The sequence below is a fragment of the Sphingobium indicum B90A genome, assembly GCF_000264945.2.
Lineage (GTDB): Bacteria > Pseudomonadota > Alphaproteobacteria > Sphingomonadales > Sphingomonadaceae > Sphingobium > Sphingobium indicum.
This window is the reverse complement of record NZ_CP013070.1, coordinates 785297-810789: the sequence shown is the minus strand read 5'-3', so window position 1 is coordinate 810789 and position 25493 is coordinate 785297. Positions and strand designations below refer to the sequence as shown.

25 protein-coding genes are annotated in these 25493 nt (G+C 65.7%); 9 read left to right on the top strand and 16 right to left on the bottom strand.

The genetic code is table 11. The annotated features are described in order from the left end of the window. Positions 1–97: 97 nt before the first annotated feature. The 3 genes from SIDU_RS04030 to gpmA form a co-directional block, all read right to left on the bottom strand. Positions 98–1168: a 5-(carboxyamino)imidazole ribonucleotide synthase gene (locus SIDU_RS04030; RefSeq protein ID WP_007685291.1), complete on the bottom strand. Its 1071-nt coding sequence runs from the start codon at positions 1166–1168 to the stop codon at positions 98–100. 1 nt (position 1169) lies between these two features. Next, positions 1170–1664: a 5-(carboxyamino)imidazole ribonucleotide mutase gene (purE, locus tag SIDU_RS04025; protein WP_007685288.1), complete on the bottom strand. Its 495-nt coding sequence runs from the start codon at positions 1662–1664 to the stop codon at positions 1170–1172. A 173-nt stretch (positions 1665–1837) separates the two neighbouring features. Then, positions 1838–2524, bottom strand: a complete 687-nt coding sequence (gene gpmA, locus SIDU_RS04020; RefSeq protein WP_007685244.1) for a 2,3-diphosphoglycerate-dependent phosphoglycerate mutase — start codon at positions 2522–2524, stop codon at positions 1838–1840. 155 nt (positions 2525–2679) lie between these two features. Between gpmA and sppA the strand changes: the two genes are divergently transcribed. Next, positions 2680–4578, top strand: a complete 1899-nt coding sequence (sppA, locus tag SIDU_RS04015; protein ID WP_007685247.1) for a signal peptide peptidase SppA — start codon at positions 2680–2682, stop codon at positions 4576–4578. A gap of 273 nt (positions 4579–4851) precedes the next feature. Beyond that, a complete protein-coding gene (gene rnr / locus SIDU_RS04010; RefSeq protein WP_007685249.1) occupies positions 4852–7215 on the top strand; it encodes a ribonuclease R in 2364 nt (787 codons plus the stop codon). Between the two features lie 103 nt (positions 7216–7318). Here rnr and SIDU_RS04005 read toward each other — a convergent pair whose 3' ends face one another. The 5 genes from SIDU_RS04005 to SIDU_RS03985 all read right to left on the bottom strand — a co-directional run bounded on the left by SIDU_RS04005 (position 7319) and on the right by SIDU_RS03985 (position 10746). Continuing rightward, positions 7319–7639, bottom strand: a complete 321-nt coding sequence (locus tag SIDU_RS04005; protein ID WP_007685251.1) for a hypothetical protein — start codon at positions 7637–7639, stop codon at positions 7319–7321. A 100-nt stretch (positions 7640–7739) separates the two neighbouring features. Continuing rightward, a complete protein-coding gene (locus SIDU_RS04000; RefSeq protein WP_007685253.1) occupies positions 7740–9116 on the bottom strand; it encodes an MATE family efflux transporter in 1377 nt (458 codons plus the stop codon). Beyond that, complete coding sequence (locus tag SIDU_RS03995; RefSeq protein ID WP_007685255.1) at positions 9116–10045, bottom strand: DUF808 domain-containing protein; 930 nt, start codon at positions 10043–10045, stop codon at positions 9116–9118. The genes SIDU_RS04000 and SIDU_RS03995 overlap by 1 nt, the downstream gene beginning before the upstream one ends. Before the next feature lie 114 nt (positions 10046–10159). After that, positions 10160–10408, bottom strand: coding sequence for a hypothetical protein (locus SIDU_RS03990; RefSeq protein ID WP_007685258.1), 249 nt, complete (start codon positions 10406–10408; stop codon positions 10160–10162). Next, on the bottom strand, positions 10405–10746 hold the full coding sequence (locus SIDU_RS03985; RefSeq protein ID WP_007685260.1) for a hypothetical protein: 342 nt from the start codon (positions 10744–10746) through the stop codon (positions 10405–10407). The genes SIDU_RS03990 and SIDU_RS03985 overlap by 4 nt, the downstream gene beginning before the upstream one ends. A gap of 203 nt (positions 10747–10949) precedes the next feature. Here SIDU_RS03985 and SIDU_RS03980 point away from each other — a divergent pair, with 203 nt between their 5' ends. Then, positions 10950–11255 (top strand): hypothetical protein, encoded by a 306-nt coding sequence (locus SIDU_RS03980; RefSeq protein WP_007685262.1) that lies wholly within the window; start codon positions 10950–10952, stop codon positions 11253–11255. Between the two features lie 29 nt (positions 11256–11284). On the opposite strand, the gene SIDU_RS03975 is transcribed toward SIDU_RS03980, so the two are convergent. Genes SIDU_RS03975 through SIDU_RS03960 form a run of 4 tightly spaced genes read right to left on the bottom strand, consistent with a single transcriptional unit; the run spans position 11285 to position 15152 of the window. Then, complete coding sequence (locus SIDU_RS03975; RefSeq protein WP_007685263.1) at positions 11285–11917, bottom strand: trimeric intracellular cation channel family protein; 633 nt, start codon at positions 11915–11917, stop codon at positions 11285–11287. Between the two features lie 16 nt (positions 11918–11933). Further along, complete coding sequence (locus SIDU_RS03970; protein WP_007685265.1) at positions 11934–12473, bottom strand: glutathione peroxidase; 540 nt, start codon at positions 12471–12473, stop codon at positions 11934–11936. Between the two features lie 34 nt (positions 12474–12507). Beyond that, on the bottom strand, positions 12508–13233 hold the full coding sequence (locus tag SIDU_RS03965; protein ID WP_007685267.1) for a VIT1/CCC1 transporter family protein: 726 nt from the start codon (positions 13231–13233) through the stop codon (positions 12508–12510). Between the two features lie 59 nt (positions 13234–13292). Continuing rightward, positions 13293–15152, bottom strand: a complete 1860-nt coding sequence (locus tag SIDU_RS03960; RefSeq protein ID WP_007685269.1) for an ABC-F family ATP-binding cassette domain-containing protein — start codon at positions 15150–15152, stop codon at positions 13293–13295. Between the two features lie 138 nt (positions 15153–15290). Here SIDU_RS03960 and SIDU_RS03955 point away from each other — a divergent pair, with 138 nt between their 5' ends. The 5 genes from SIDU_RS03955 to SIDU_RS03935 all read left to right on the top strand — a co-directional run bounded on the left by SIDU_RS03955 (position 15291) and on the right by SIDU_RS03935 (position 19073). Further along, positions 15291–16019 carry an SIMPL domain-containing protein gene (locus tag SIDU_RS03955; protein WP_007685272.1) on the top strand — a complete coding sequence of 243 codons (729 nt, stop codon included), beginning with the start codon at positions 15291–15293 and terminating at the stop codon, positions 16017–16019. 196 nt (positions 16020–16215) lie between these two features. After that, positions 16216–16554, top strand: a complete 339-nt coding sequence (locus SIDU_RS03950) for a hypothetical protein (protein ID WP_007688182.1) — start codon at positions 16216–16218, stop codon at positions 16552–16554. Between the two features lie 35 nt (positions 16555–16589). Continuing rightward, on the top strand, positions 16590–17255 hold the full coding sequence (locus SIDU_RS03945; protein ID WP_007688191.1) for a response regulator transcription factor: 666 nt from the start codon (positions 16590–16592) through the stop codon (positions 17253–17255). 163 nt (positions 17256–17418) lie between these two features. Continuing rightward, on the top strand, positions 17419–18723 hold the full coding sequence (locus SIDU_RS03940) for a sensor histidine kinase (RefSeq protein ID WP_007688194.1): 1305 nt from the start codon (positions 17419–17421) through the stop codon (positions 18721–18723). Further along, complete coding sequence (locus tag SIDU_RS03935; RefSeq protein ID WP_007688196.1) at positions 18723–19073, top strand: YbaN family protein; 351 nt, start codon at positions 18723–18725, stop codon at positions 19071–19073. The genes SIDU_RS03940 and SIDU_RS03935 overlap by 1 nt, the downstream gene beginning before the upstream one ends. A 246-nt stretch (positions 19074–19319) precedes the next feature. On the opposite strand, the gene SIDU_RS03930 is transcribed toward SIDU_RS03935, so the two are convergent. Further along, positions 19320–20543, bottom strand: a complete 1224-nt coding sequence (locus SIDU_RS03930; protein ID WP_039980378.1) for a polyhydroxyalkanoate depolymerase — start codon at positions 20541–20543, stop codon at positions 19320–19322. Positions 20544–20668: 125 nt separating this feature from the next. Between SIDU_RS03930 and SIDU_RS03925 the strand changes: the two genes are divergently transcribed. After that, positions 20669–21325 carry a glutathione S-transferase gene (locus SIDU_RS03925; RefSeq protein WP_007688200.1) on the top strand — a complete coding sequence of 219 codons (657 nt, stop codon included), beginning with the start codon at positions 20669–20671 and terminating at the stop codon, positions 21323–21325. Between the two features lie 85 nt (positions 21326–21410). Here SIDU_RS03925 and SIDU_RS03920 read toward each other — a convergent pair whose 3' ends face one another. The 3 genes from SIDU_RS03920 to acnA form a co-directional block, all read right to left on the bottom strand. Further along, positions 21411–22112 (bottom strand): glutamine amidotransferase, encoded by a 702-nt coding sequence (locus tag SIDU_RS03920; protein ID WP_007688202.1) that lies wholly within the window; start codon positions 22110–22112, stop codon positions 21411–21413. Between the two features lie 71 nt (positions 22113–22183). Then, positions 22184–22423, bottom strand: a complete 240-nt coding sequence (locus SIDU_RS03915) for a CBU_0592 family membrane protein (protein WP_007688204.1) — start codon at positions 22421–22423, stop codon at positions 22184–22186. 300 nt (positions 22424–22723) lie between these two features. Beyond that, a complete protein-coding gene (gene acnA, locus SIDU_RS03910) occupies positions 22724–25393 on the bottom strand; it encodes an aconitate hydratase AcnA (RefSeq protein WP_007688206.1) in 2670 nt (889 codons plus the stop codon). Positions 25394–25493: the final 100 nt, after the last annotated feature.

Here is a 25493-nt window from a genome sequence, read left to right as displayed (position 1 = left end):
TGTCCTCCACTCGCCCTGGGAATTTACTTCCTTTGAAGAAAGAAAAGGGCTTCGACAGGCTCAGCCCGAACGGAGGTGAGGGGGTGGCCTGTTCCGATCACAGAGTCAGCCGCGTCACATGGCCCATCTTGCGGCCGGGGCGGGCTTCGTGCTTGCCGTAGAGGTGGAGGTGGTTGGCCGGGTCGGACAGGATTTGCAGCCAGTCATTGGCCTGTTCGCCGATCAGGTTGCGCATCTCCACCTTCGCGGCGGCGAGGCCGGTGTCGCCCAGCGGCAGACCGCAAATGGCGCGGACATGGTTTTCGAACTGGCTGGTGAGCGCACCCTCGATGGTCCAATGGCCGCTATTGTGGACGCGGGGAGCCATTTCGTTGAAGACCGGGCCGTCGGCGCTGGCGAAGAATTCCAGCGTCAGGACGCCGACATAGTCGAGCGCGTCGGCGACCTTCGCCGCGAGGGCGCGGGCTTCGGGGAGTTGGCTTTCGACGAGCCATCCGGCGGGGACGGTGGAGGTGTCGAGGATGCCGTCCGTGTGGACATTGGCGGCGGAGTCCCAGAAGCGGATCTGGCCGTCCGCGCCGCGCACGAGGATGACGGAAAATTCCTGCGCGAAGGTGACGAAGCCTTCCAGGATGGCGCTCTGGCGGCCGATGGCGTTCCATGCGCCGACCGCGTCGCCGGGATCGGAAAGGCGCGCCTGCCCCTTGCCGTCATAGCCCATGCGGTTGGTTTTCAGGATCGCCCTGCTGCCGATCCGGTCGAGGGCTTCTTCCAGATCGTCCAGGCTTTCGACCGGGGCGAAGGGTGCGGTCAGGCCGCCCAGGTCGCAGACGAAGCGCTTTTCGGCAAGGCGGTCCTGCGCCACGCGCAGGGCCTGCGCGCCGGGGCGGACGAGGCCGTGGGTGGCGAGCACTTCGACCGCCGAAGGGTCGATATTCTCGAATTCATAGGTGACGACGTCCACGCTGTCGGCGAACGCCGCGAGGGCTTCGGCGTCTTCATAAGCGCCTTGGGTCCAGCGGGGGGAGACATCGGCGGCGGGGCCGCTCGATTCCGGGGCGTAGATGTGGGTGCGATAGCCAAGCTGCGCGGCGGCGATGGCGATCATGCGGCCGAGCTGACCGCCGCCTAATATGCCGATGGTGGAGCCGGGCGGGATCGTCGTCATCTTATTCCGGGGTTTCCGCCACGTCGTTGGTCTGCTTTTCGCGCCAGGCGTCAAGGCGTGCGGCAAGCGCTTCGTCGGTGGTGGCGAGGATGGAGGCGGCGAAGAGCGCCGCGTTGATCGCGCCGGGCTTGCCGATGGCGAGCGTGCCCACGGGGATGCCGCCGGGCATCTGGACGATGGAGAGCAGGCTGTCCATGCCCTTCAGCGCCTTGGATTCGACGGGGACGCCCAGGACCGGCAGGCGGGTCATGGAGGCGGCCATGCCGGGAAGGTGCGCCGCGCCGCCCGCGCCCGCGATGATGACCTTCAGGCCGCGGCCGACCGCGCCGGTGGCATAGTCGTAGAGGCGCTGGGGCGTGCGGTGGGCGGAGACGACCTTGCATTCATGGGCGACGCCGAGAGCCTCCAGCGTTTCGGATGCGTGGCGCATCGTTTCCCAGTCGGATCGGCTGCCCATGATGATGCCGACTTTCGCGGCTTCGACTGCCCCGGTCATTTCGCTGCGCACTTTCCCTGATCATGCGGAAAGCAAAGCCCCTTAGCGGGAGGTTGGCGGAGGGGCAATGCGGGAATTGCGGCTTTCCGTTTCTATTCCGTGCTCCTGCGAAGGCAGGAGCCCAGTTCGGACGGAAGGACTGGGCTCCTGCCTTCGCAGGAGCACATCGGATTTCAGCGTTCCGACAGGTAGTAACGGTCCTTGGCCGTCAGGTCGTCGGCAAGGTCATAGACGATCGGCTGGCCGGTGGGGATTTCCAGTTCGGTGATCTCGTCATCGGGGATGTTGGAGAGGTGCTTCACCAGCGCGCGGAGCGAGTTGCCGTGGGCGGAGATGACGACGCGCTTGTCCGCCTTCAGGTCGGGGGCGATGCGTTCCTCCCAATAGGGCAGGACGCGGGCGATGGTGTCCTTCAGCGATTCCGTCGAGGGGATGGGGATGCCCGCGTAACGGCGGTCCTTCGACAGGTCGAACTCGCTGCCCGGCTCCAGCGGCGGCGGGGGCGTGTCGAAGCTGCGGCGCCAGATCTTCACCTGATCGTCGCCATGCCTGGCCGCCGTCTCCGCCTTGTTGAGGCCGGTAAGGCCGCCATAATGGCGTTCGTTGAGGCGCCAGTCCTTTTCGACCGGCAGCCACAGGCGGCCCATTTCCTCCAGCACCAGGTTCAGCGTCTTGATCGCGCGGGTCTGGACGGAGGTGTAGCACTGGTCGAAGTCCAGCCCCTTTTCCCTGAGCAGGCGGCCGGCGGCGCGGGCTTCCTCCGCGCCCTTTTCGGTCACGTCCACGTCCCACCAGCCGGTGAAGCGGTTTTCGAGGTTCCAGGCCGACTGGCCGTGGCGGATGAGGACGAGCGTGGGCATGAAGCGTGTCTCCTGCACGAGAAACCAAGAATTGCGCCCTCCCATAGCGCGGGAAATATCCGACGCAAGCTTGCGCGGCCCCGGCCTGCCCCCACATTGCAGTCGGTCCGTCGATGGGATAGCCCACGCAGAAGCTGAAGGAAGGAACCGGCAACTTGGCATTTGTGAAGGGCGTGTGGCGCATATTGGTGGCCATCAAGGACGGGCTGGTGCTGTTGTTCCTGCTGATGTTCTTCGGGGCGCTCTATGCCGCCCTGTCCTGGTCGCCCAAGCCAGCGCAGAGCGTCGGCAGCGGCGCGCTGCTGCTGAAACTGGACGGGACCATCGTCGAACAGCCGTCGGAAATCGATCCGATGGCGCTGCTGTCGGGCGGGAGCGACCGGGCGAAGGAATATGGGCTGGCCGACATCGTTGCCGCACTGGATGCCGCCAGGGACGACAGGAAGGTGAAGGCCGTCGTGCTGAACCTGGATGGTTTCATGGGCGGCGGTCAGGTGGCGCTGGCGCGGGTGGGCAAGGCGCTGGACGCGGTGCGCGCGGCGAAGAAGCCGGTCTTCGCCTATGCGACCATCTACAGCGACGACAGCTACCAACTGGCCGCCCATGCGAGCGAGAGCTGGGTGAACCCGCTGGGCGGCGTGGCGATCACCGGGCGCGGCGGATCGGGGCTTTATTACAAGAGACTGATCGACAAGCTGGGCGTCAACACCCATGTCTATCGCGTCGGCACCTACAAGAGCTTCGTCGAGCCTTTCACGCGGACCGAGCAGTCGCCCGAAGCCCGTCAGGCCAATCAGGCCCTGGCCGACGCCCTGTGGGAGGATTGGCGACAGGAAGTGGCCAAGGCGCGGCCCAGGGCGCGGCTGGCGGCCTATGTGCGCGATCCGGCGGGCCTCGCTGAGGCGGCTGGCGGCAATCTGGCGAAGGCGGCCGTTAGCGCGGGACTGGTCGACCGGATGGGCGACGAAGCGGCCTTCGGCGCGCGGGTGGCAGAGGTTGCGGGCGATGCGCCGGACGACAAGGCCGGGGATTTCGCCGCCATCGACCTCAAAAACTACATGAAGGCCCACAAGCCCGCCAATGGCGGCGAGATCGGCGTGCTGACGATTGCAGGCGACATCGTCGATGGCGAGGCCGGACCGGGCACGGCGGCGGGAGACACGATTGCGGCGCTGCTGCGCAAGGCGCTGGCGGAGAAGGACTTGAAGGCGCTGGTGGTCCGGGTGGATTCGCCGGGCGGATCGGTGATGGCGTCGGAGAAGATCCGCAGCGCCATCATGGAAGCAAAGTCCGAAGGCCTGCCCATTGTGGCGTCCATGGGCAATGTGGCGGCCAGCGGCGGCTATTGGGTGTCGACGCCCGCCGATGTGATCTTCGCGGAGCCGGATACGATCACCGGCTCCATCGGCGTGTTCGGCATATTGCCCAGTTTCGAGGGCACCTTGGCGAAGATCGGCGTCACCACCGACGGCGTGAAGACGACGCCGCTGTCGGGCCAGCCGGACATCGCCGGCGGCACCACGCCGGAATTCGACCGGATCATGCAGATGGGGGTCGAGGATATTTACGGCCGCTTCGTCGGACTGGTCGCGCAATCGCGCCGCAAGACGCCCCAGCAGATCGACGCCATTGCGCAAGGGCGCGTCTGGGACGGCGGCACGGCGCGACAGATCGGGCTGGTCGATCGCTTCGGCGGGCTGGAAGAGGCGGTTGCCGAGGCGGCGAAGCTGGCGAAGATCGATCCGGCCAAGGCCAGGCCCTATCGCATTGCCAGGGAACCCGACAAGTTCGCCGAGTTCGTCCAGTCTATCATGGATCGGGAGGATGAGGACGATGCCGGTGCGCCGGAGGCCATGGTGGGGCGCGACCTGCTCGGGCGGCAGGCGATCGTGCAGCGGAACTGGGCGTTGCAGGCCGTTGCCGACGTGCGCGCGCTGGTGAGCGGCGCGGGCGTGCGCGCCGATTGCCTGGAATGCCGGGGCTATGGCGCGCCGCGAGTGGCGAAAACGGATGAGCGGGGATTGGCGGCGCTGTTGCTGGGGCTTTGGCGGTGATGGGTGTTGCTTGCTGGTGATGGAAGCTGATGGCCGGTTTTGGTCAGGAGCTGACATCAATTTTCCGTCACCCCGGACTTGATCCGGGGTCCCGCTTTCTTTCTGAGTCCGCGCCCAGCCCAAGGCAGCGAGACCCCGGGTCAAGCCCGGGGTGACGAAGTAGGGAATGGCGGGAAACCACCCCACGGGATTATGGCTCGGTCGGCGCGATTCGCATGATGCCTATCCCATGCGGCACTGGCATGTCGGTGCCCCTCTCCCTATAGCTGGTCCATGGCATCCACCGAAAAGAAGAAGAAAACCGACTCCGCACGGACCAAGGTTCGGCCCGCGGGCTTTCCGACGCGCGAGCAGGTGATGGATTTCATCGCCACGTCCGACCAGCCGGCCGGAAAGCGGGAGATCGCAAAGGCCTTCGGCCTCAAGGGGCAGGAGAAGATCGCGCTCAAGGCGCTGCTCAAGGACATGGCGGACGAAGGGCTGATCGACATCGGCCCGGCGCGGGCCTTCCACAAGATGGGCGGCGTGCCCAAGGTCACGGTGCTGCGGATCGTCGATGTCGACGACACCACCCTGATCGCCACGCCCGAACGCTGGGAGGCGGAGGGACAGCCCGCACCCCGGCTGCGCATCGTGGAGCGGGGAAAGCGCGGCGCGCTGACCATAGGCGACCGCATCCTGGCGCGGACGGAGGAAGCCGGGCGCGGCTGGGTCGCGCATCCGATGAAGAAACTCGCCAAGGCCAGCGAGGAATTGCTGGGCGTGGTGGAGGAAGGCGACGGCGGCAAGCTGTGGCTGCGCCCCGTCGACAAGCGCATCCGCCGGGACACGCCGATTTCGGACGCCGGCGCGGCGAAGAAGGGCGACCTGGTGCTGGCCGAGCCGGTGGGGCGCCCGCCCCGGATCACGGCGCGGGTCACGGACATATTGGGTGATCCCTTCGCGCCACGCAGCTTCAGCCTGATCGCCATCCACAAGCATGGCATTCCCCATGTCTTTTCCGAGCGGGTCGAGGAAGAGGCAGTGGCAGCTTCCAGCCTGGCCCTGCATGAGGAAAAGCGGGAGGATTTGCGGCATTTGCCCATCGTCGCCATCGATCCGGTCGATGCGCGGGACCATGACGATGCGGTCTGGGCCGCGCCGGACGACGATCCGGCCAATTCAGGCGGCTACAAGGCGATCGTCGCGATCGCGGACGTCAGCTATTATGTGCGGCCGGGCAGCGCGCTGGACCGGGAAGCGAGGAAGCGCGGGAACAGCGTCTATTTTCCCGATCTCGTGGTGCCGATGCTGCCGCACCAGCTTTCGTCCGACATGTGTTCGTTGCGGGCGGGCGAGGATCGGGCGGCGATGGCCTGTCACCTTGTCCTTGACGCTTCGGGCAAGGTGAAGAGCTGGCGCTTCTCCCGCGCGGTGATCCGGGTGGTGGCGGTGCTGGCCTATGAGGATGCGCAGGCGGCGATTGATGGGACGTTGGATATGGGGGCGGATGACGCGCCAGCCCACCCCCCGACCCCCTCCCGCCTGCGGGCGGGGGAGTTGCTGGAGACGGCGCTGAGGCCGCTTTGGGCCTGTTGGGCGTTGCTGCGCAAGGCGCGGGACAAGCGGGAGCCGCTGGCGCTGGACTTGCCGGAGCGGCGGGTGGTGCTGGACGACTATGGCAAGATCGTCAGCGTCGCGGTGCGCGAGCGGCTCGACGCGCATATGCTGATCGAGGATTATATGATCGCCGCCAATGTCGCGGCGGCCAAGGCGCTGGAGGCCAAGAAGGCGCCGGTCATGTACCGCGTCCATGAACCGCCGAGCCGGGACAAGCTGGTCGCGTTGAAGGACTATCTGGCGACCTTCGGCATCGAATTCGCCCTGGGGCAGGTGGTGAGGCCTGCGACCTTCAACCGGCTGATCGAACGGGTCGGGGAAGCGGAGGAAAAGCCCCAGATCATGGAGCAGATCCTGCGCAGCCAGACCCAGGCCTATTATGCGCCGTCCAATCTGGGCCATTTCGGGCTGGCCTTGGGTTCCTATGCCCATTTCACCTCGCCGATCCGGCGCTATGCCGACCTGCTGGTGCACCGGGCGCTGGTGGGCGCCTATGGGCTGGAACTGCCCGCGCCCAAGGGGGACATTCCCGACCGGTCTTCGCTGAGCGGCGAGGATATGGAGAATATGGGCCGCGTGGGCGAAATGATCAGCCAGCATGAGCGCCGCGCCATGGAGGCGGAGCGGGAGACCACCGACCGCTATGTCGCGGCCTTCCTGGCGGCGCATGTCGGCGATCTGGTGGAGGCGCGGATCACCGGCGTGCAGAGCTTCGGCTTCTTCGCCACGGTGGAGGGACTGGGCGGCGACGGGCTGGTGCCGGTGTCGACGCTGGGCGACGAGCGTTTCTTCTTCGACGAAGCCGGGCGGGCGCTGGAGGGCGTGGAGAGCGGGGATCGCTATACGGTCGGGCAGCGGCTGGCATTGCGGCTGGCGGAGGCGGATCCGATCAACGGATCGCTGCGCTTCGAACTGCCCGACGCCCCGCCCCAGCGGCCGAGCTTCAAGAAGGACCGGGTGCGCCCCGGCAGCGCCCGGCGCGGGCGGCCCGGCAATGTCCGGCACATCGGATCGAAAAGGGGCAAGCATCGGCGGTAAGGAGCCGCGTGCCTCCAGACACCACTTGAACCGAACAAACCCCAACGGAAAAGGGCGGCCCCGCGGGACCGCCCTTTTCCAACGCCGAACCCGCAATGAAATCTCAGGCCGCCGCGCTCTCCGGCTCCACCGCGAACAGGGTCACGCCCTTATACTTGCTGTCGGCCTGATCGTAGAGGCCGTGCATCGCCTCGAACTTCTCCTCGATCAGGCTGACGTCGTTCAGTCCCGCCAGCTTGAACGTGCCCAGCTTCAGCTCCCGCGGCGGGCGGCCGTCGCGCTCTATCGTCACCGCGTCGATGAACATTTCGTCATGGCGCGTGTACAGGATGTGCGGGGCGAGCTTCACGACCATCTTGTTATAGGTCGCCATCAGACATTTCTGAAGCGCAATCGCCTCGAAGAACATGGTAGGAGCGGTCATAATGCGTTTTCCATTACCGATTTGACGCGCCGGTTCAATTGCTTTGTGCGTCGCACCATCACCTGCCGACGCAATCCGGCGCATTCGCCAGACGAGCGAATCAAGCCTTTCCCTTGTGCGGCAGAAGATGTAGCTTCTCGCGCAGGGTCCAGCGCGCCACCAGCAGCAGCGCGACCGCGCCCAGCCCGCTTGCAAGGCCCAGCCAGATGCCCAGGCCCTGCAATCCCAGGGGAAAGGCCAGGATGACGCCGACCCCGATGCCGATCACCCAATAGCCGATCAGGGCGAAGATCATCGGCACGCGCGTGTCCTGAATGCCCCTCAGCACGCCCGCGCCAACCGCCTGCGCGGCGTCCACCAACTGGAACAGCGCGGCGACCCCCAGGAAACCGACCGCCAGCGTCGCCGTCCGTCCATTGGCGGGATCGGAAAGGTCCAGGAAGGCGGAGATCAGCATGCGCGGAAAGGCGATGAGCATCGCCGCCGCCATCAGCGCGAATCCGGTGCCGATCGCCAGCGCCAGCCAGCCGGCTCGCCCGACCGCCGCCAGGTCGCCCTTTCCATAGGCGAGGCCCACGCGCACGGTCGCCGCCTGGCCGATGCCCATCGGGACCATGAAGACGAGCGCGGCGATCTGGATCGCGACGGCATGCGCCGCCAGCGAATCGCGGTCGATCAATCCCATCAGGAAGGCGGAGGCGTTGAACACCGTCGTCTCCAGCCCCAGGGTGATGGCGATGGGCAGGCCCAGCGCCCAGACGGTGCGGTGCCGTTCCCGGTCGCGGGTCCAGAATCGCCCCAGCAGACGATAGCGGCGGAACCGCCGGTCGATCAGGATGACCGACAGCAGACCCAGGAACAGGAAGGATGAGGACAGGCTGCTGGCGATGCCCGCGCCGAAAATCCCCAGCGCGGGGAAACCGAAATGCCCGAAGATCAGGGCCCATCCCGCCAGCAGGTTGAACGGGATGGCGCAGACCATGATGACCAGCCCCCAGACCGGCCGTTCCAGCGCGGCGATGAAGTTGCGCAGCGTGGTGAAGCCCAGAAAGGGCAGCAGCGCCCATTGCAGCCCGCGCATCAGTTCGCCCGCCTGCGCCGCCAGGTCGGCCTCCTGCCCCATCAGCAGCAGGATGGATTCGCTTTCCCACAGCAGCGCCCAGGCGGGCAGCACGAACAGCGTCGCCGCGCGCAGCGTCTGGTGCACGGTCCGTCGGACGTCGCGCACCGAATGCAGCCGCCGTCCCCGCTCCGTGGCGATCAGCGGCGCGGCGGCGGTGACCAGGCCCATGCCGAAGATCAGCAGCGCGTTGAACAGGTTGATGGCCAGCGCGCCCGACGCCACCGCGCCCGCGCCCAGCCGGCCGAGCAGCAGCAGGTCCGTCGCCGCGATGCCGGCCCAGGCGATATTGCCCGCGATCATCGGCAGCGCGAGCGCCGTCAGCGCCCCGGCCTCCAGGCGCCAGGGTGAACGCATCAATGCTTTTTGAAAAGGTGCAGCGCCGCCACGACGATGCCGCCGACGATCAAGCCGACAATGCCCGCGCCCACCGCGTTCACGACCCATTCCACCGCCGGAGCGATGGCGGGCAGGCCATGGGCAGCGTCCGCCGCCACATGATGGATGGCGCCGGGGATCAGATCCCAGTGGAATTCATGCAGCCCGTGGACGATCAGCCCGCCGCCGACCCAGAGCATCGCCGCCGTGCCGACCACGCTCAATATCCCCATCAGCACCGGCATGGCCTTCACCATCGCCCGGCCCAGCATGCGCGCGCCGGCCGAGCGCCGTTCCGCCAGATGCAGGCCGATATCGTCCATCTTCACGATGAAGCCGACGACGCCATAGACGCCCGCGGTGATCAGGAAGGCGACGACGACCAGGATGATCGCCTGCTCCCAGATCGGCTCCGTCGCCACGGTGCCGAGCGCGATCGCCATGATCTCGCCCGACAGGATGAAGTCGGTGCGGATCGCGCCGGAGACCTTCTGGTCCTCCAATTCCACGGAACTGTGCGTTTCCAGCGCCTCTTCGGCCAGATCATGGCCGCCCTGCACCGCTTCGAGCAGCTTTTCCGCCGCTTCGAAACAGAGGAACGCCCCGCCCAGCATCAGCAGGGGAGGCAACAGCCAGGGCGCGACGGCGCTCAGCACCAGCGCAGCGGGAAGCAGGAACAGCAGCTTGTTGCGCAGCGAACCCTTGGCGATCTTCCAGATGATGGGCAGTTCGCGGTCCGGCGTCAGGCCCATGACATAGCGCGGCGTGACGGCAGTGTCGTCGATCACGACGCCTGCCGCCTTGGACCCCGCCTTGCCAGCGGCGGCGGCGACATCGTCCAGCGAACTGGCTGTGAGCTTGGCAATCCCCGCTACGTCGTCGAGCAGCGCGATCAGACCCGAAGGCATTGATGTTATTCCCCTGTTGGCCCGGCATGGGGCCGGCAGCCGCCTCAATAGAGGCGGGGCATAAACGGCGCAATGGATTGGGAAGCGATCTGATCGATAAGGCGGCCCGGCGCCTCAATGCAGGCCGCGATAATTGCCGGGCGGGTCGCTGGCGGGGAAACTTTCATCGATCTGCTCGTCCACCATGTCCCAGTCGCGCGCGTCGATATGCTGTTCGTCCGGCCCCGCGTCGCGCACGGGGCCGGACGAGAAGCCTGTCCCGCGATGGGCGCCCGCGTCGCGCCCCGCCTGCCGTTCCTTCCATCCCCGCCAGACGACGGCGCCCAGCCCGGTGACGAATGCGAGTTTCAACAACCCCTTCATTTCGGCTTCTCCTGTGTTTCGTGCAGATGGACCCATTCGGCCCGGTTGCCGCTGACGGTATCGGGCGTCAGCGGGATGTCGCCTTCCTCATCGGCGCCGCCGGGCGGTTCCACGGAGGGCGCGGAGGCGATGGACCAGCGCTGGCGCAGCGCCGCATCGATCATCGCCCGCCAGATGCGGTCGTCGCCCGCCTGCCGCATGACATCGTCGGGATCCTTGATGATGGCGAGCAGCCCGGCGGCGGCCTCCACCTGTTCCTGCCAGCGTTCCGGATGCGGATCGGGATGGCCCGACGCCAGATGACGCGCCAGACGTTCGAGAAGAGTGCGCTGCTCCATGCGCTGGTGAACGCAGGCCGGACCGCCCTGTTCCCCTTGGGCGTGTGGGGATTCAGTTCAAGGGGAGACGAAAATGGTGGAATTCGAGAAACTCGAAACGAGGCTCGTGACTCGTTCCCCCCTAATTCGTGACGCTTGTGCAGCGATGTGAACGGCCCGACGCATCGATCGTTGAAGCCGCATGCAAGCAGAAGGAGACGGTCATGCCCCAGGGCGACAAGAGCAGCTACACCGACAAGCAGAAGCGCAAGGCGGAGCATATCGAGCAGGGTTATGAGGATCGCGGCGTATCCCGCCGGGAAGCGGAACGGCGCGCCTGGGCGACCGTCAACAAGGAATCGGGCGGCGGCAACAAGTCCGGTTCCGGCCGGGGCAAGCCGGACAGCCATGCCTCCTCGCGCAAGGGCGGGAAGAAGGGCGGCGCGGCATCGGCCCGTCGGCCGGCCGCGGATCGTTCCGCCGCCGCCAGGAAGGGCTGGGAAACCCGGCGGAAAAAGGCGCAGGGTTGACGGCGGAGACCATCCACCGATTTTTTGGCTCAGTCTTCCGGCCGATAATGCGGCAGCGAAAGTCCCTTGCGGATCGCGACGGCCCGCAGCACGAAACCGACCAACGCGGCGATAAGGCCGGCGACGGGAACGTCCAGCCCCATCCAGCGCAGGAAGACGAACAGGCCCGAAGCCAGCGCCGCCGCCGTCACGTACAGTTCCGGCCGCAGCAATATGGACGGCTCGCCCGCCAGCAGGTCGCGCATGATGCCTCCCACGCAGCCGGTGACGACGCCCATCATCGCCGCGACCAGCGGAGGCACGCCATAGCTCATCGCCTTGGCCGCGCCATAGACGGCGAAGGCGGCGAGTCCCACCGCGTCCAGCCAGTCGAGAGCGCTGTCGCTCCACAAGCGGCGCGGGGTGAACCAGACAAGCAGCGCCGCCATCATGCAGGCAATGGCGGGCACCGCGTCGCGAACCCAGAAAACGGGCGCGCCGATCAGCAGGTCGCGGACAGTCCCGCCCCCCACCCCCGTCACCAGCGCGAAGAAGGCGAAGGTGACGAGCGTCTGGCGCAGGCGCGCTGCCGCCAGCGCCCCGGACGCGGCGAAAACGAATGTGCCGACGATGCCGAGCGTCTCGAGCACCGGGCCGATCTGCGGCAGCAGCGTCTGGTTCATGGCGCGGCGCCGGGCGCTATTTCGCCAGTTCCGCCTCTATCGCCGCCACCAGGCCGGCATCGTCGGGCGCGGTCGAGGGTGCAAAGCGGGCGGCGACGCTGCCGTCCTTCGCGATCAGGAACTTTTCGAAATTCCAGAGCACTTCGGGCTCCGGATTGGGCGTGATGCCATAGCCGACCAGCTTTTCGCGGAACTGGGCGCCCTCCCCCCGCGCATTTGGCTGCGCGCCGATCAGCGCGGCGTAGAGCGGATGCTTTTCAGGCCCGGCAACGACGATCTTCTCAAACATCGGGAAGTCGACGCCGAAATGGGTGGTGCAGAAGGTCGCGATCTCCTCATTGCTGCCCGGCTCCTGCGCGCCGAAATCATTGGCGGGGAAGCCGGCGACGACCAGCCCCTTGTCCCTATAGTCGCGATAGAGCTTTTCCAGCCCCTCATATTGCGGGGTCAGGCCGCATTGGGAGGCGACGTTGACCACCAGCACCACCTTGCCCGCATAGTCGGCCAGGCTGGCGTCGGCGCCCTTGATGGTCTTGAGCGGAATCTGCTGGATCATGGCAAGCTCTCCTTGGGATGGACGGTTCCCCCCATCATATGGCGGTGCCAAAGAGCTTGCCTACCCCGGAGGTCGCAAGCATCGCGAAAACGCCCCAGAAGACGACGCGAGCCACTGCCCGCGCCGCCCCGCCCCCGCCGAGCCGAGCGCCGACATAGCCAAGCATCGCCAGGCACAACAGCGAGGTGACGGCGACAGCGGCGATGGCGTTCGACGGGCTGGCGACGGCGGCCAGCACGGGGGCGACGGCGCCGGCGGAGAAGGTCGCGGCGGAGGTCAGCGCCGCCTGGATCGGGCGGGCGGTGCTGACTTCGGAAATGCCCAGTTCGTCCCGCGCATGGGCGGCCAGCGCGTCGGCATTCATCAACTGCGTCGCCACCTGGCCCGCAAGGTCCGCCGTCAGCCCGCGGTCGACATAGATGTCGCGCAACTCCTCCCATTCCACATGGGGTTGCTGGGCCAGCGCCTTCTTCTCCTTGGCCAGGTCGGCGCGTTCGGTGTCGGACTGAGCGCTGACGGAGACATATTCGCCCGCCGCCATCGACATGGCGCCCGCGACCAGAGCGGCTATGCCGGACAGCAGGATCGTCTCCCGCGCCGCGCCGGAGGCGGCGATGCCGGTCAGCAGGCTGGCGGTGGAAACGATGCCGTCATTGGCGCCCAGCACGGCGGCGCGCAGCCAGCCGACGCGGTTGACATAATGGACAGCGTGATGGCCGTCGATCATGTCGTTATCCTGCATCGTCGCGGATTGTTCCATGCATATTTCCCCTGGCTGGCTGTTCTGGCTAACAGATGAGGGGATTGGCGCAAGGCCTTCTAGCCGCCCAGCCCCTCGGCCTTTTCCGCCAGTTCCAGCCAGCGTTCCTCCGCCGCGTCCTTTTCGGCGCGGGCCTTTTCGATGGCCTTGGTGAGGGCGTCGAACCTCGCCGGATCGCGGCTGTAGAGATTGGGGTCGGCCAGCGCTTCCTCGTCGCGGGCGATGGCGGCCTCCATCTCCTCGATGCGCTGGGGGATCAGGTCGAAATCGCGCTGGTCCTTGTAGCTGAGCTTGGTCGCGGCGCTTTTCTGCGGCGGAGGCGCGGCCGCCTTCTTCTCCTGCCTTGGCGCATTCTTCGGCTGGCGCTTGGCGACCCAGTCGGCATAGCCGCCGACGATCACGTCGACGGTGCCGGAACCGTCGAGACCCAGCGTGACGGTGACGGTGCGGTCGAGGAAATCGCGGTCGTGGCTGACGATCAGGACAGTGCCTTCATAGTCGGCTATCACTTCCTGGAGCAGGTCGAGCGTTTCCAGATCGAGATCGTTGGTCGGCTCGTCGAGGACCAGCAGGTTCGATTCGCGGGCGAATTCGCGGGCGAAGAGGAGCCGCGAACGCTCGCCGCCCGACAGCGTGCCCACCTTCGCCTCTGCCAGCGAAGGATCGAAGAGAAATTCCTTCAGATAGCCGTGGACATGCTTGCGCACGCCGCGCACGTCGATCCAGTCGCCGCCTTCGGCCAGCACGTCGCGAACCCGCTTGTCGGGCTGCATCAGGCTGCGCTGCTGGTCGATGAAGATCATGTCGAGCGACTTGGCCTGCCTGACCTCGCCGCTATCGGGCTTGAGTTCGCCGGTCAGCAGTTTCAGCAGCGTGGTCTTGCCCGCGCCGTTGCCGCCGACGATGCCGATGCGGTCGCCGCGCTGGATGCGCAGGGAGAAATCCTTGATGACCGTGCGCCCCGGCAGTCCAGCCCCGTTCGTGTCGAGCGAAGTCGAGACGCCATCGGACTGCCGCTTCTCGACTTCGCTCGAAGCGAACGGAGAGAAGGATTTGGTCACATGTTCGGCGGTGATGACACTCTTCGTCTTGTTGTCGTCGCTAGCGACGGCGATCTTCGCGACGCCCTGCGGCCCGACCATGGCGGCGCGCTGGGCGCGCATTTCCCAGAGTTTGGCGAGGCGGCCCTGGTTGCGCTTGCGCCGGGCGGTGACGCCGCGCTCCAGCCAATGGGCCTCTATCTTGAGCTTCGCGTCCAGTTTCTCGGCGGCGCGGGCTTCCTCGGCATAGACGGCCTCCATCCATTCCTCGAAACCGCCGAAGCCGATTTCGTTGCGGCGGATGCCACCCCGGTCCAACCACAGCGTCTGGCGCGTCAGCCGGGTCAGAAAGGCGCGGTCGTGGCTGATGACGACGAAGGCGTCATTATAGCGGCCGAGCCAGCCCTCCAGCCAGTCGATGGCGTCGATGTCGAGATGGTTGGTGGGTTCGTCCAGCAGCAGCAGGTCAGGCTCGCTGGCCAGTGCGCGGGCGATGGCGGCCCGGCGGCGCTCGCCCCCCGACGCGGTGGCGGCTTCGCGGTTGAGGTCGGTGCCGAGCTGGCTGGCGATGGCGTCCACCTCATGGGCGGGCGGCGCGAACCGGCCCGCCAGCGCGAAATCGCGCAGCGTGGCGAAGCCGCTGACGTCGGGATCCTGCTCCAGCATGATGACGCGGGCGCCGGGACGAACCGAACGGGTGCCCTCGTCCGGTTCGATCTGCGCGGCGATGAGCTTCAGCAGCGTGGTCTTGCCCGCGCCGTTGCGCCCGATCAGCGCCAGCCGATCCCGCTCCCCGACGAAAATGTCGAGATTGCGGAAAAGCCAGTGGGTGCCCTGCGACAGGCCGAGATTTTCAAAGGAAAGGATGGGAGCCGCCATGGCGGTGCAGCTAGGCTTTCCGGGGGTCGAGGGCAAGAGGGGGAACCCGAAGCTGTCTGACGGCTTTCAACGCATGTCAGCGTCCGTTCATCGCAGCCGTTACAATGAGGCTGCATTGCTTCCTGAGGAGAAAGCCCTGTGAAATCCATGTTCGTCCTGGCCGCCCTTGGCGCCGCCCTGCCCGTCGCGGCGGTCGCTCAGACCAGCGTCACCATCGCCGAAACCGCGCCGGTCGTGACGCTGAACGTTACCGAAACCGTGGAAGCGGCGCCGGATATGGCGACGGTCGGCACCGGGGTCCAGACCCGCGCCCAGACTGCCGCGCAGGCGATGCGCGACAATGCGGTGCAGATGGACAAGCTGATCGCCGCGCTGGTGAAGGCGGGAATCCCCAAGAAGGACATCCAGACCAGCGGCATCAATCTGAGCGCGCAATATGATTACAGCAATCGCGACGGGCAGCCGAGCGGACCGCGCTTCATCGGCTATGAGGCGTCGAACCAGCTTTCGGTGAAGCTGCGCGACATCAAGAAGGTCGGGACGCTGCTGGATACGATGGTGGAGGCCGGGGCGACCAATGTGAATGGGCCGAGCTTCTCGATCAGCGATCCGACGCCGATGCTGGCGCAGGCGCGGGCGGCGGCGTTGAAGACCGCGAAGGCGCAGGCGGATTTCTATGCGCAGGCGGCGGGTTATCGCGCGGCGCGGCTGGTTTCGCTGGCGGAGAGCAACAGCGGCGGCCAGCCGCCCATGCCGATGATGGTGACGGCGCGGTTCAAGGCGGACGCGGCGCCAGCGACGCCGGTGGAGCCGGGACAGGTCGGGTCTTCTGTGACGCTGACGGTGCAGTATGCGCTGGAGAAATAGGATTGTGGCCAATAGCCGACATTAAATCCTCCCCATGCTTGCATGGGGAGGGGGACCGCCGCTGAAAGCGGTGGTGGAGGGGAAATTCGGAGGTCGTACCCCATTCCCCTCCACCACGCTTCGCGCGGTCCCCCTCCCCATCTCTCGATGGGGAGGATTAAGAAGGTTGGCTCCCTCCCCATTCACCACCTGTTCAATGGTTCGCGGCTATGCCAAGGTCATGAAAATGATGCGGTTCAGACTGATAGCAGGCTTGGGAGCCATGGCGGCGCTTTTCGCCGCGAATCCTTCCGCTTATGCTGGCAGCCAGCGCGACGAGCAGGATGCCGCGCGCCGCGCCATGCTGGACGGGCAGGTCATGCCCTTTTCCGTCATCAAGCGCCGGGTCGACGCCGCCATGGGCGGGGCGACCTATCTGGGCAGCGAATTCAATCCCTCCACCAACCGTTATCGCCTGAAATATGTGAAGGACGGCAAGGTGCTATGGGTTGATGCGGACGGTCGCACGGGCGATATAATCGGCTGGGCGCATTAGTCGCGCTGACAGCATAATAACGGAAACGGGGCCATATGCGTCTGCTGATCGTCGAAGATGAACCGAGCCTTGGGCAACAGCTCCGCAACACGCTGGAGGGCGCGGGCTATGCCGTGGACCTGGCCGATGATGGCGAGGACGGGCATTTCCTGGGCGCGACCGAAAGCTATGACGCGGTGGTGCTGGACCTGGGCCTGCCGACCATCGACGGGCTGACCGTGCTGGACCGCTGGCGCAAGGAAGGCCGGGGCTTTCCCGTGCTGGTGCTGACGGCGCGGGATAGCTGGTCGGACAAGGTGGCCGGGCTGGACGCGGGCGCGGACGATTATCTGGCCAAGCCGTTCCAGAGCGAGGAACTGATCGCCCGGCTGCGCGCCCTGATCCGCCGCGCTTCGGGCAATGCGTCGAGCGAACTGACGGCGGGCGACGTGCGGCTGGACACGCGTTCGGGCAAGGTGACGCTGAAGGGCGAGCCGGTGAAGCTGACCGCGCAGGAATATAAGCTGCTGTCCTACCTCCTCCACCACAAGGGCAAGGTGGTGAGCCGCACCGAGCTGATCGAGCATATCTATGATCAGGATTTCGACCGCGATTCCAACACCATCGAGGTGTTCGTGACCCGCATCCGCAAGAAGCTGGGCGCGGACGTCATCACGACGATCCGGGGCCTGGGCTATAGCCTGGATGAACCGGGGCGGTAACGCCAACCTCCGTTCGGGCTGAGCTTGTCGAAGCCTTGTTCTTCTCAAAGAAAGTGCGGCCCTTCGACAAGCTCAGGGCGAACGGAGATACAGGCTTGATCGTCTTTTGACCGATCTCCCCTCCCCTTCGCAGGTCCGTTCCACCGGATCGCTCAGCCGCCGGATGATCGGCATCGCGGCGCTGTGGATCAGCCTGCTACTGCTGGGCGGCGGGCTGGCGCTGGACCGGGTGCTGTCCGACGCGATCACGCGCAATTTCGACGACGGGATGAACTATGTGCTGACCGCCATGATCGCATCGGCGGAGATCGGCCCGGACGGCGAGGTGCTGTTCAACCGCGAACCCGCCGACCAGCGTTTCCTGGAGCCCAATAGCGGCATCTATTACCAGATCAGCGGCAAGGGGCATGAGGATTGGCGGTCGCGGTCGCTGTGGGACCGGGCGCTGAAGGTCAATCCGGAGCATCAGGACGACGCCCCGCACATCTATGACAGTGACCAGTTCCCCGGCGAAGACCTGCGCGTGATGGAACGCAGCATCATCCTGCCCGGATCGCGCACGCGATGGATGTTCATGGTGGCGCAGGCGCGCGAAGGGCTGGACGCGCAGATCAAGACGCTGCGATCGACCCTGTTCGAGAGCTTTGCCCTGTTGGCGCTGGGGCTGATCGTGCTGGCCACCTTGCAGACCATTTACGGCCTGCGCCCGCTGCGCAAGGTGCGGCAGGAGATCGTGCGCATGCGCGGGGGCGAGAAGAACCGCGTGACCGAGCCGATGCCCGCCGAAGTGCTGCCCATGGTGGAGGAATTGAACGCCCTGCTGGCCCATAATGAGCGACAGGCGGAGGAGGCGCGGACCCATGCGGGCAATCTGGCCCATGCGCTCAAGACGCCGCTGACCGTGATCATGAACGCCGCGACCGCCCAGTCGCCGGACCTGGGCGACACGGTGATCCGGGAGGCGACGACGATGCGGCGGCAGGTCGACCATCATCTGGCGCGGGCGCGAGCCGTCGGGCGGCGCGGCGCGGCGCACAGCCGGGCGGAAGTTTGGGCCAGCCTGGAGGCGGTGGAGCGCGCCGTCCAGCGGCTCTATCCCGAAGTGCGCATCGACATGGACGGCGACAAGGAAGCCGCCGTGCGGGTGGAACGGCAGGACCTGGACGAGATGCTGGGCAATCTGGTCGAAAACGCCGCCAAATATGGCGGGGGCAGCGTATTCGCGACCGTGGGGCGCAAGGAAACGATGGTCGAGATCATGGTCGAGGATGACGGCATGGGCATTCCGGAGGCGGACCGGATGCGGATTTTCGACCGGGGCGTCAGGCTGGATTCGGGGAAGCCGGGGACCGGGCTTGGCCTGGCCATCGTGCGGGACGTCGCGGAAATCTATGGCGGATCGGTGACGCTGGAGGAAAGCGAGGATCTGGGCGGCGCGCTGGTCCGGTTGCGGCTGCCCGCGGCCTGATGCGGCGGCATTTCTATCTTGCCTGCGGCTTCCTGTCATTGGGGCTGGGGGCGATCGGCGCCTTCCTGCCGCTGTTGCCGACCGTGCCGTTCATGATCCTGGCCGCCTTCTGCTTCGCGCGGTCCAGCCCGGCGCTGGAGGCGCGGTTGCTGGAGCATCGCCATTTCGGGCCGCATATCCGGCGCTGGCGGGAAAGAGGCGCGATCAGCCGGCGGGGGAAGAAGGCGGCGCTGGCGGCCTTTGCGTTCAGCGGGGTGCTGGCGTTGTTCCTGTCGCCCTTTCCCTGGTGCCTGATCCCGGTAGCCGCCGCGCTGATCGGCGGAACCTGGATATGGACGCGGCCGGAGTGAATGGAAGGCGGGACGGATCGGGGCAGCGGAACCCCGGATCAAGCCCGGAGTGACGAAGGAAGGAGTGGCGGAAATCCACCCGTGCCGGCTGATCCGCGTTCCCTAGGGTGTATCGACATTCAGATGCTGGCGAGCCGAAAATGGTGGTTTTTCGCGACCCGGAGCACAGCGTACTAAAGGTACGTGAGCACCGGAAGCGCGGAAAGCCGCCATTTGCAGGCCGTCAGCGCTGAATGCCGATACACCCTAGTTCATCGCCAGGATCATGTTCCGAACCTGCGGATAGACCTGCTTTTCCCATTTGCTGCCGGAAAAGACGCCATAATGGCCGACGCCCGGCTGAAGGTGATGGCGCTTCAAATGGGGACGAAGGCCCGTGCAGAGCGCGTGGGCGGCCGCGGTCTGGCCCACGGCGCAGACATCGTCCTTTTCCCCTTCGACCGTCAGCAGCGCGGTCTTGCGGATCGCGCCCGGATTGACCTTCCGCCCGCGATAGGTGAGTTCGCCCTTGGCCAGCAGCGTCCGCTGGAACACCCTGTCCACCGTCTCCAGGTAGAATTCCGCCGTCATGTCGAGCACGGCGAAATACTCCTCGTAGAAGGTCTTGATCTTGTTCGCCTCCACCTGCTTCCCGTCGGCCAGCAACTGGTACAACTCGCGATGCGCGGCGCCGTGCCGGTCCATGTTCATCGACATGAAGGCGGAAAGCTGGAGGAAGCCGGGATAGACCCGCCGGCCGCGCCCGGCATAACGCATCGGCACCAGGCTGATCAGATTTTCCTCGAACCATTCGATCGACTGGTCATTGGCCAGTTCGTTGACGACCGTGGGCGCGGCGCGGGTGTCGATCGGCCCGCCCATCAGCGTCATGGAGCGCGGCGTCGCCGGATCCTTGTCCTCCGACATGATGGCGACCGCCACCATGGCGGGCACGCAGGGCTGGCACACCGAAACCAGGTGCGATCCCGGCCCGATTTCCTGCATGAAGGTCATGACGTAATCGACATAATCGTCGAAACCGAAGCGCCCGGCGCTCAGCGGCACGTCGCGGGCATTCTTCCAGTCGGTAATGTACACGTCATGGTCGCGCAGCAGCGTCTGGACGGTGTTGCGCAACAATGTCGCGAAATGGCCGGACATGGGGGCGACCACCAGAACCCGCGGCTGAGGCGCCTCCACCTCGTCCTTCACGAAATGCAGCAGGTTGCCGAAGGGCAGGTCGAGCGCCACCTCTTCCCGCACGGCGACCACCGCATTGCCGCTGCGCACCTCCGTTATGCCATAGGCCGGCCGGCGATGCGTCAGCTTCGCGCCCTGGAACACGTCCATCAGGGCGAACATGCGGCGGGGCATGGCCCAATCCGCCGCCGGACCCATCCTGTCCTTGAAGGAAAGAGCGATCTGAGCACCGAAGCGCGCAGGGGCCATCATGTCGTTCCAGGCCTGATAGCCACTGTAAAGCATCATCATCTTGCTCAAACGCGTCCTAAGCTCTTTTGACACCGATTCGGCCCCATGCGCGGGCGTTATACAGGTTTTCCATATTGCACCGCATCATGAATGATGAAACATAGGGATGAAGCGGGAGGAACGCCATGGCCGAAGCCGAACTGACCATTTCCAGCAAGACTTATTCGTCCTGGTCCCTGCGCGGATGGCTGTTGTGCCGCATGGCGGGCCCGAAAGTCGTGGAAAAGACGATTGCTCTCGATGATCCTGAAAACCGGGCGGAATTGCTGCTGTTGTCGCCTTCCGTGCTGGTGCCCCGCCTGACCCATGAGGGGGCGAGCGTATGGGACACGCTCGCCATTGCTGAATATCTGCATGAACTTTATCCGCATGCCGGCCTTTATCCCGAGGAGCGGATCGCGCGGGCGCATTGCCGTTCGGTTTCGGGCGAAATCCACTCCGGCTTCATCAACCTGCGCTCCGCCCTGCCCATGAACCTGAAGGTCCGGCACGAGAAGTTCCCCGTCTTTTCCGGGGCCAGGCAGGATATAGAGCGCATCGAGGAAATCTGGACCGAATGCCTGAGCGCCTATGGCGGGCCATGGCTGTTCGGGGAAAAGCAGACGGTGGCCGACGCCATGTTCGCCCCGGTGGCGCAACGTTTCCTGAGTTATGCGGTGGCGCTGTCGGCGCCGTCGGCCGCCTATTGCAACTGGAGCAACGACTGGGATCTGATGCGCGAGTGGATCGACGCCGCTCGCCGGGAAGAGGACGAGGTCGAGGAACTGGAAGTCGAGTTCTAAAGCGGCTGATCTGACGGAAGCAGATCGACCGCTTTAGAGTCTTCGTTTTCCGCGATTTCTTAACCAGCGATCGGTTCCGATCGCCCTAATTCTCGATTCCGCTCAACCATTCGCCGATCATCGCGCGTCCTGCGGCCACGGCTGCGGGGCCATGATCGGCATGGTCCTGCCGCAGGGCAATGCCGCATTGCTTCGCTATGTCGAGGTCGGCCCAGAAATGGGTGAGCCAATCCTCGAAACGAGGGTCTTCGCCCATTTCCGCGTGGAATTGCAGCGCCAACAGGTTGGAGCCGCGGCGAAAGGCCTGATGGGCATAGCTTTCGGTCGAGGCAAGCAGTTCGACCCCCGAAGGCAGGTCGAAGGTGTCGCTGTGCCAATGGAGAACGGGAATGCCGTCCAGATGGCGCAACGGCGATCCGGCCCCTGCCCCGTTCAGCATGACCGGCGCGAAGCCCAGCTCCATCCGCCCGCCGGGATAGACCGGCGCGCCGAGCGCCGCGGCGATCATCTGGCTGCCAAGGCAGACGCCCAGGGTCGGCAGATCCTGTTCCAGCCGCGCGGCGAGCTTTTCGATCTGGAGCGGAATCCAGGGATGAATGTCCTGTTCATAGACGCCCATCGGGCCGCCCATCATGATCAGCAGGTCGGGGGTGCAGAGGTCGACATCGGCGAAGTCGGGGCTGGCGACGTCGATCCGCTCGATCGCGTAGCCGGCGGCTTCGATCGGCTGGAGATAGCCTGCCGCACCCTCCCGCGGCACATGTCGGACGATCAGCGCTGTCTTCATCTCTACCATCCTGGTAGCCAAAGGGAGCGCGACCTGCCACCCCAGCCTTTCTTGGGCTGATGAAATGGGGGCTATTGGCGGGCGATGCGCATCAATGCGGCGGTGCCTATGCCGAGCCAGATGATGTTGAGCACCATCGACGGGATGGCGCCGTGCCACCATGTGTTGAGGATGAACAGCGCCGAGCCGAGGGCGTTCATCCATTGAAACAGGGCCGACTTGCCGGAGACATGCCCGCTCGACACGAGCAGATAGGCGCCCAATATCAAGAGCGCGCCCAGCCAGCCGGCGATTTCGACAAGGATCGGCAATCCATCCTCCGAAGGCAAAATGATGATTGGGCCTGGTTGGGGCGGGGCTTGATTGTGGATTTGGGTGGATTCCCGCCACTCCTCCTTTCGTCACCCCGGGCTTGACCCGGGGTCCCGCTGCCTTGGACGAGGCGCGTATTCAGAAAGAAAACGGAACCCCGGGTCAAGCCCGGGGTGACGGGGGGATGTCAGCAATGGCCGGAACATCCGCGACTTTGCGATTTCGCTGCTTTTCTCCGAAGAAAAAGGGCTCCCTCCTCATGGAGAGAGCCCCCTTTCCCGTCAGCATGCGTCGGCCGTTCAGGCGGCCAGCTTGCGCAGCACATATTGAAGGATGCCGCCGTTCAGGAAGTAATCCAGTTCGTTGACGGTATCGATGCGGCAGAGCGCGGTGAAGGTGAAGGTCGAGCCGTCGGCGCGCTTCACGATCACCTCGACATCCTGGCGGGGCTTCAGGCCGGCGACATTCTGGATGGTGAAGGTCTCGTCGCCCGTCAGGCTGAACGTGTCCTTGTTCTGGCCGTCCTTGAACTGGAGCGGCAGCACGCCCATGCCGACCAGGTTCGAACGGTGGATGCGCTCGAAGCTCTCGACGATGACGGCGCGGACGCCGAGCAGGTTCGTGCCCTTCGCCGCCCAGTCGCGCGACGATCCGGTGCCATATTCCTTGCCGCCGATGACGACCAGCGGAGTGCCGTCCGCCTTGTGCTTCATCGCCGCGTCGTAGATCGGCATGACTTCGCCTTCATAGCGGGTCATGCCGCCCTCGACGCCGTCCAGCATCAGGTTCTTGATGCGGATATTGGCGAAGGTGCCGCGCATCATGACTTCGTGATGGCCGCGGCGCGCGCCGTAGCTGTTGAAGTCGGCCTGCGCCACCTGGCGCTCCTGCAGCCACTTGCCGGCAGGGCTGGTCGCCTTGATCGAACCGGCCGGGGAAATATGGTCGGTGGTGATCGAGTCGCCGAAGATCGCCAGCGGCTTGGCCTCGACGATGTCGGTGACCGGCTTCGGGGTCATGGTCAGCCCCTCGAAATAGGGCGGGTTGGCGACATAGGTGGAACCGGCGCGCCAGCTGTAGGTGTCCGAACCCGTGACGTCGATCGCCTGCCAGTGGGCGTCGCCCTTGTAGACGTTGGCGTAGCGCGCCTGGAACATCTGGCGGTCCATGCAGCCCGCCATGGTCGATGCAACCTCGTCATTGCTGGGCCAGATGTCCTTCAGGAACACCTGCTGACCGTCCTTGCCGGTGCCGATCGGCGTGGTGATGAAGTCTTCGACCACCGTGCCCTTGAGCGCATAGGCGACGACCAGCGGCGGGCTGGCCAGGAAGTTGGCGCGCACGTCGGGCGACACGCGGCCTTCGAAGTTGCGGTTGCCGGAGATGACGGCGGCGGCGACCAGGCCGTTTTCGTTGATCGCCTTGCTGATCGGCTCGGCCAGCGGACCGCTATTGCCGATGCAGGTGGTGCAGCCATAGCCGACCAGGTTGAAGCCGACGGCGTCGAGATGCGACTGGAGGCCGGCCCGTTCCAGATAGTCGGTGACGACCTGCGAACCCGGCGCCAGCGAGGTCTTGACCCAGGGCTTGGGCTTCAGGCCCAGTTCGTTCGCCTTCTTGGCGACGAGGCCGGCGGCGACCAGCACGCCGGGGTTCGACGTGTTGGTGCAGCTCGTGATCGCGGCGATGGTGACGTCGCCGTCGCCGATGTCGAAATCCTTGCCCTCGACCGGAACGCGCTGCTGCGCCTTCTTGTAGACGTTCGCCATGTCGGCGTTGAACACGTCGTCCACTTCGGGCAGCGAAACGCGGTCCTGCGGGCGCTTCGGGCCAGCAAGGCTGGGGACGACGGTGGCCAGGTCCAGTTCCAGCGTGTCGGTGAAGATCGGCTCGACCGACGGATCGATCCAGAAGCCCTGCTCCTTCGCATAGGCTTCGACCAGCGCGATATTCTCCTCGGTGCGGCCGGTCAGGCGCATATAGTCCAGCGTCTTGTCGTCGATGCCGAAGAAGCCGCAGGTCGCGCCATATTCCGGCGCCATGTTGGCCAGCGTCGCGCGGTCGGCCAGCGACAGGGTGGCGAGGCCGGGGCCGAAATATTCGACGAAGCGGCCAACCACGCCGCGGGCGCGCAGCATCTGGGTGCAGGTGAGGACGAGGTCGGTGGCGGTGACGCCTTCCTTGAGTTCGCCGGTGAAGCGGAAGCCGACGACTTCGGGGATGAGCATGGAGACCGGCTGGCCCAGCATCGCGGCCTCAGCCTCGATGCCGCCCACGCCCCAGCCCAGCACGCCCAGGCCGTTGATCATGGTGGTGTGGCTGTCGGTGCCGACGCAGGTGTCGGGATAGGCGACGGTGACGCCGTCCGGGCCTTCGCTCGACCAGACGCCCTGCGCGATATTTTCCAGATTGACCTGATGGCAGATGCCGGTGCCCGGGGGGACGGCATAGAAGTTGTTGAGCGACTTCGAACCCCATTTCAGGAAGTCGTAGCGCTCCATATTGCGCTGATACTCGATTTCCACATTCTGTTCGAACGCCTTGGGCGTGCCGAATTCGTCGACCATGACCGAGTGGTCTATGACCAGATGGACAGGAACCTGCGGGTTGATCTTGCTGGCGTCGGCGCCCAGCGCATTCATCGCGTCGCGCATGGCGGCGAGGTCGACCACGCAGGGAACGCCGGTGAAGTCCTGCAGCAGCACGCGGGCGGGGCGATACTGGATCTCGCGTTCCGCCTTGCCCTTGTCATTCTGCCAGTCGACGATCGCCTGGATGTCGTCGGTGGTGACGGTGACGCCATCCTCGAAGCGGAGCAGGTTTTCCAGCAGCACCTTCATCGAGAAGGGAAGCCGCGAAACGTCGCCCAGCTTGGCGGCGGCCTTCTTCAACGAATAATAGGCGATGTCCTTGCCGCCGACCTTCAAAAGGTCGCGCGTGCCGAGTGTGTCCTGTCCGATGGCGGTCATGAGTCGTGCGTCTCCTCGCAGATGCCCGGCCAGGAGCAGGCAGGATGACGCTATTCCACCAGGGGCTCGCCGGACGGCGAGAAAAGACCGGACGGCAAGG

Bases quoted from the DNA above. Each gene is read 5' to 3' on its own strand.
- SIDU_RS04030 (WP_007685291.1), bottom strand. From the start codon at position 1,168: ATGACGACGATCCCGCCCGGCTCCACCATCGGCATATTAGGCGGCGGT.
- SIDU_RS03970 (WP_007685265.1), bottom strand. From the start codon at position 12,473: ATGATCCAGCAGATTCCGCTCAAGACCATCAAGGGCGCCGACGCCAGC.
- SIDU_RS03990 (WP_007685258.1), bottom strand. From the start codon at position 10,408: ATGAAGGGGTTGTTGAAACTCGCATTCGTCACCGGGCTGGGCGCCGTC.
- acnA (WP_007688206.1), bottom strand. From the start codon at position 25,393: ATGACCGCCATCGGACAGGACACACTCGGCACGCGCGACCTTTTGAAG.
- SIDU_RS03950 (WP_007688182.1), top strand. From the start codon at position 16,216: ATGGTTCGCGGCTATGCCAAGGTCATGAAAATGATGCGGTTCAGACTG.
- SIDU_RS03920 (WP_007688202.1), bottom strand. From the start codon at position 22,112: ATGAAGACAGCGCTGATCGTCCGACATGTGCCGCGGGAGGGTGCGGCA.
- SIDU_RS03995 (WP_007685255.1), bottom strand. From the start codon at position 10,045: ATGCCTTCGGGTCTGATCGCGCTGCTCGACGACGTAGCGGGGATTGCC.
- rnr (WP_007685249.1), top strand. From the start codon at position 4,852: ATGGCATCCACCGAAAAGAAGAAGAAAACCGACTCCGCACGGACCAAG.
- SIDU_RS03945 (WP_007688191.1), top strand. From the start codon at position 16,590: ATGCGTCTGCTGATCGTCGAAGATGAACCGAGCCTTGGGCAACAGCTC.
- SIDU_RS03935 (WP_007688196.1), top strand. From the start codon at position 18,723: ATGCGGCGGCATTTCTATCTTGCCTGCGGCTTCCTGTCATTGGGGCTG.
- SIDU_RS03925 (WP_007688200.1), top strand. From the start codon at position 20,669: ATGGCCGAAGCCGAACTGACCATTTCCAGCAAGACTTATTCGTCCTGG.
- SIDU_RS04000 (WP_007685253.1), bottom strand. From the start codon at position 9,116: ATGCGTTCACCCTGGCGCCTGGAGGCCGGGGCGCTGACGGCGCTCGCG.
- SIDU_RS03975 (WP_007685263.1), bottom strand. From the start codon at position 11,917: ATGAACCAGACGCTGCTGCCGCAGATCGGCCCGGTGCTCGAGACGCTC.
- SIDU_RS03985 (WP_007685260.1), bottom strand. From the start codon at position 10,746: ATGGAGCAGCGCACTCTTCTCGAACGTCTGGCGCGTCATCTGGCGTCG.
- SIDU_RS03980 (WP_007685262.1), top strand. From the start codon at position 10,950: ATGCCCCAGGGCGACAAGAGCAGCTACACCGACAAGCAGAAGCGCAAG.
- SIDU_RS03965 (WP_007685267.1), bottom strand. From the start codon at position 13,233: ATGGAACAATCCGCGACGATGCAGGATAACGACATGATCGACGGCCAT.
- SIDU_RS04005 (WP_007685251.1), bottom strand. From the start codon at position 7,639: ATGACCGCTCCTACCATGTTCTTCGAGGCGATTGCGCTTCAGAAATGT.
- gpmA (WP_007685244.1), bottom strand. From the start codon at position 2,524: ATGCCCACGCTCGTCCTCATCCGCCACGGCCAGTCGGCCTGGAACCTC.
- purE (WP_007685288.1), bottom strand. From the start codon at position 1,664: ATGACCGGGGCAGTCGAAGCCGCGAAAGTCGGCATCATCATGGGCAGC.
- SIDU_RS03960 (WP_007685269.1), bottom strand. From the start codon at position 15,152: ATGGCGGCTCCCATCCTTTCCTTTGAAAATCTCGGCCTGTCGCAGGGC.
- SIDU_RS03930 (WP_039980378.1), bottom strand. From the start codon at position 20,543: ATGATGATGCTTTACAGTGGCTATCAGGCCTGGAACGACATGATGGCC.
- SIDU_RS03940 (WP_007688194.1), top strand. From the start codon at position 17,419: ATGATCGGCATCGCGGCGCTGTGGATCAGCCTGCTACTGCTGGGCGGC.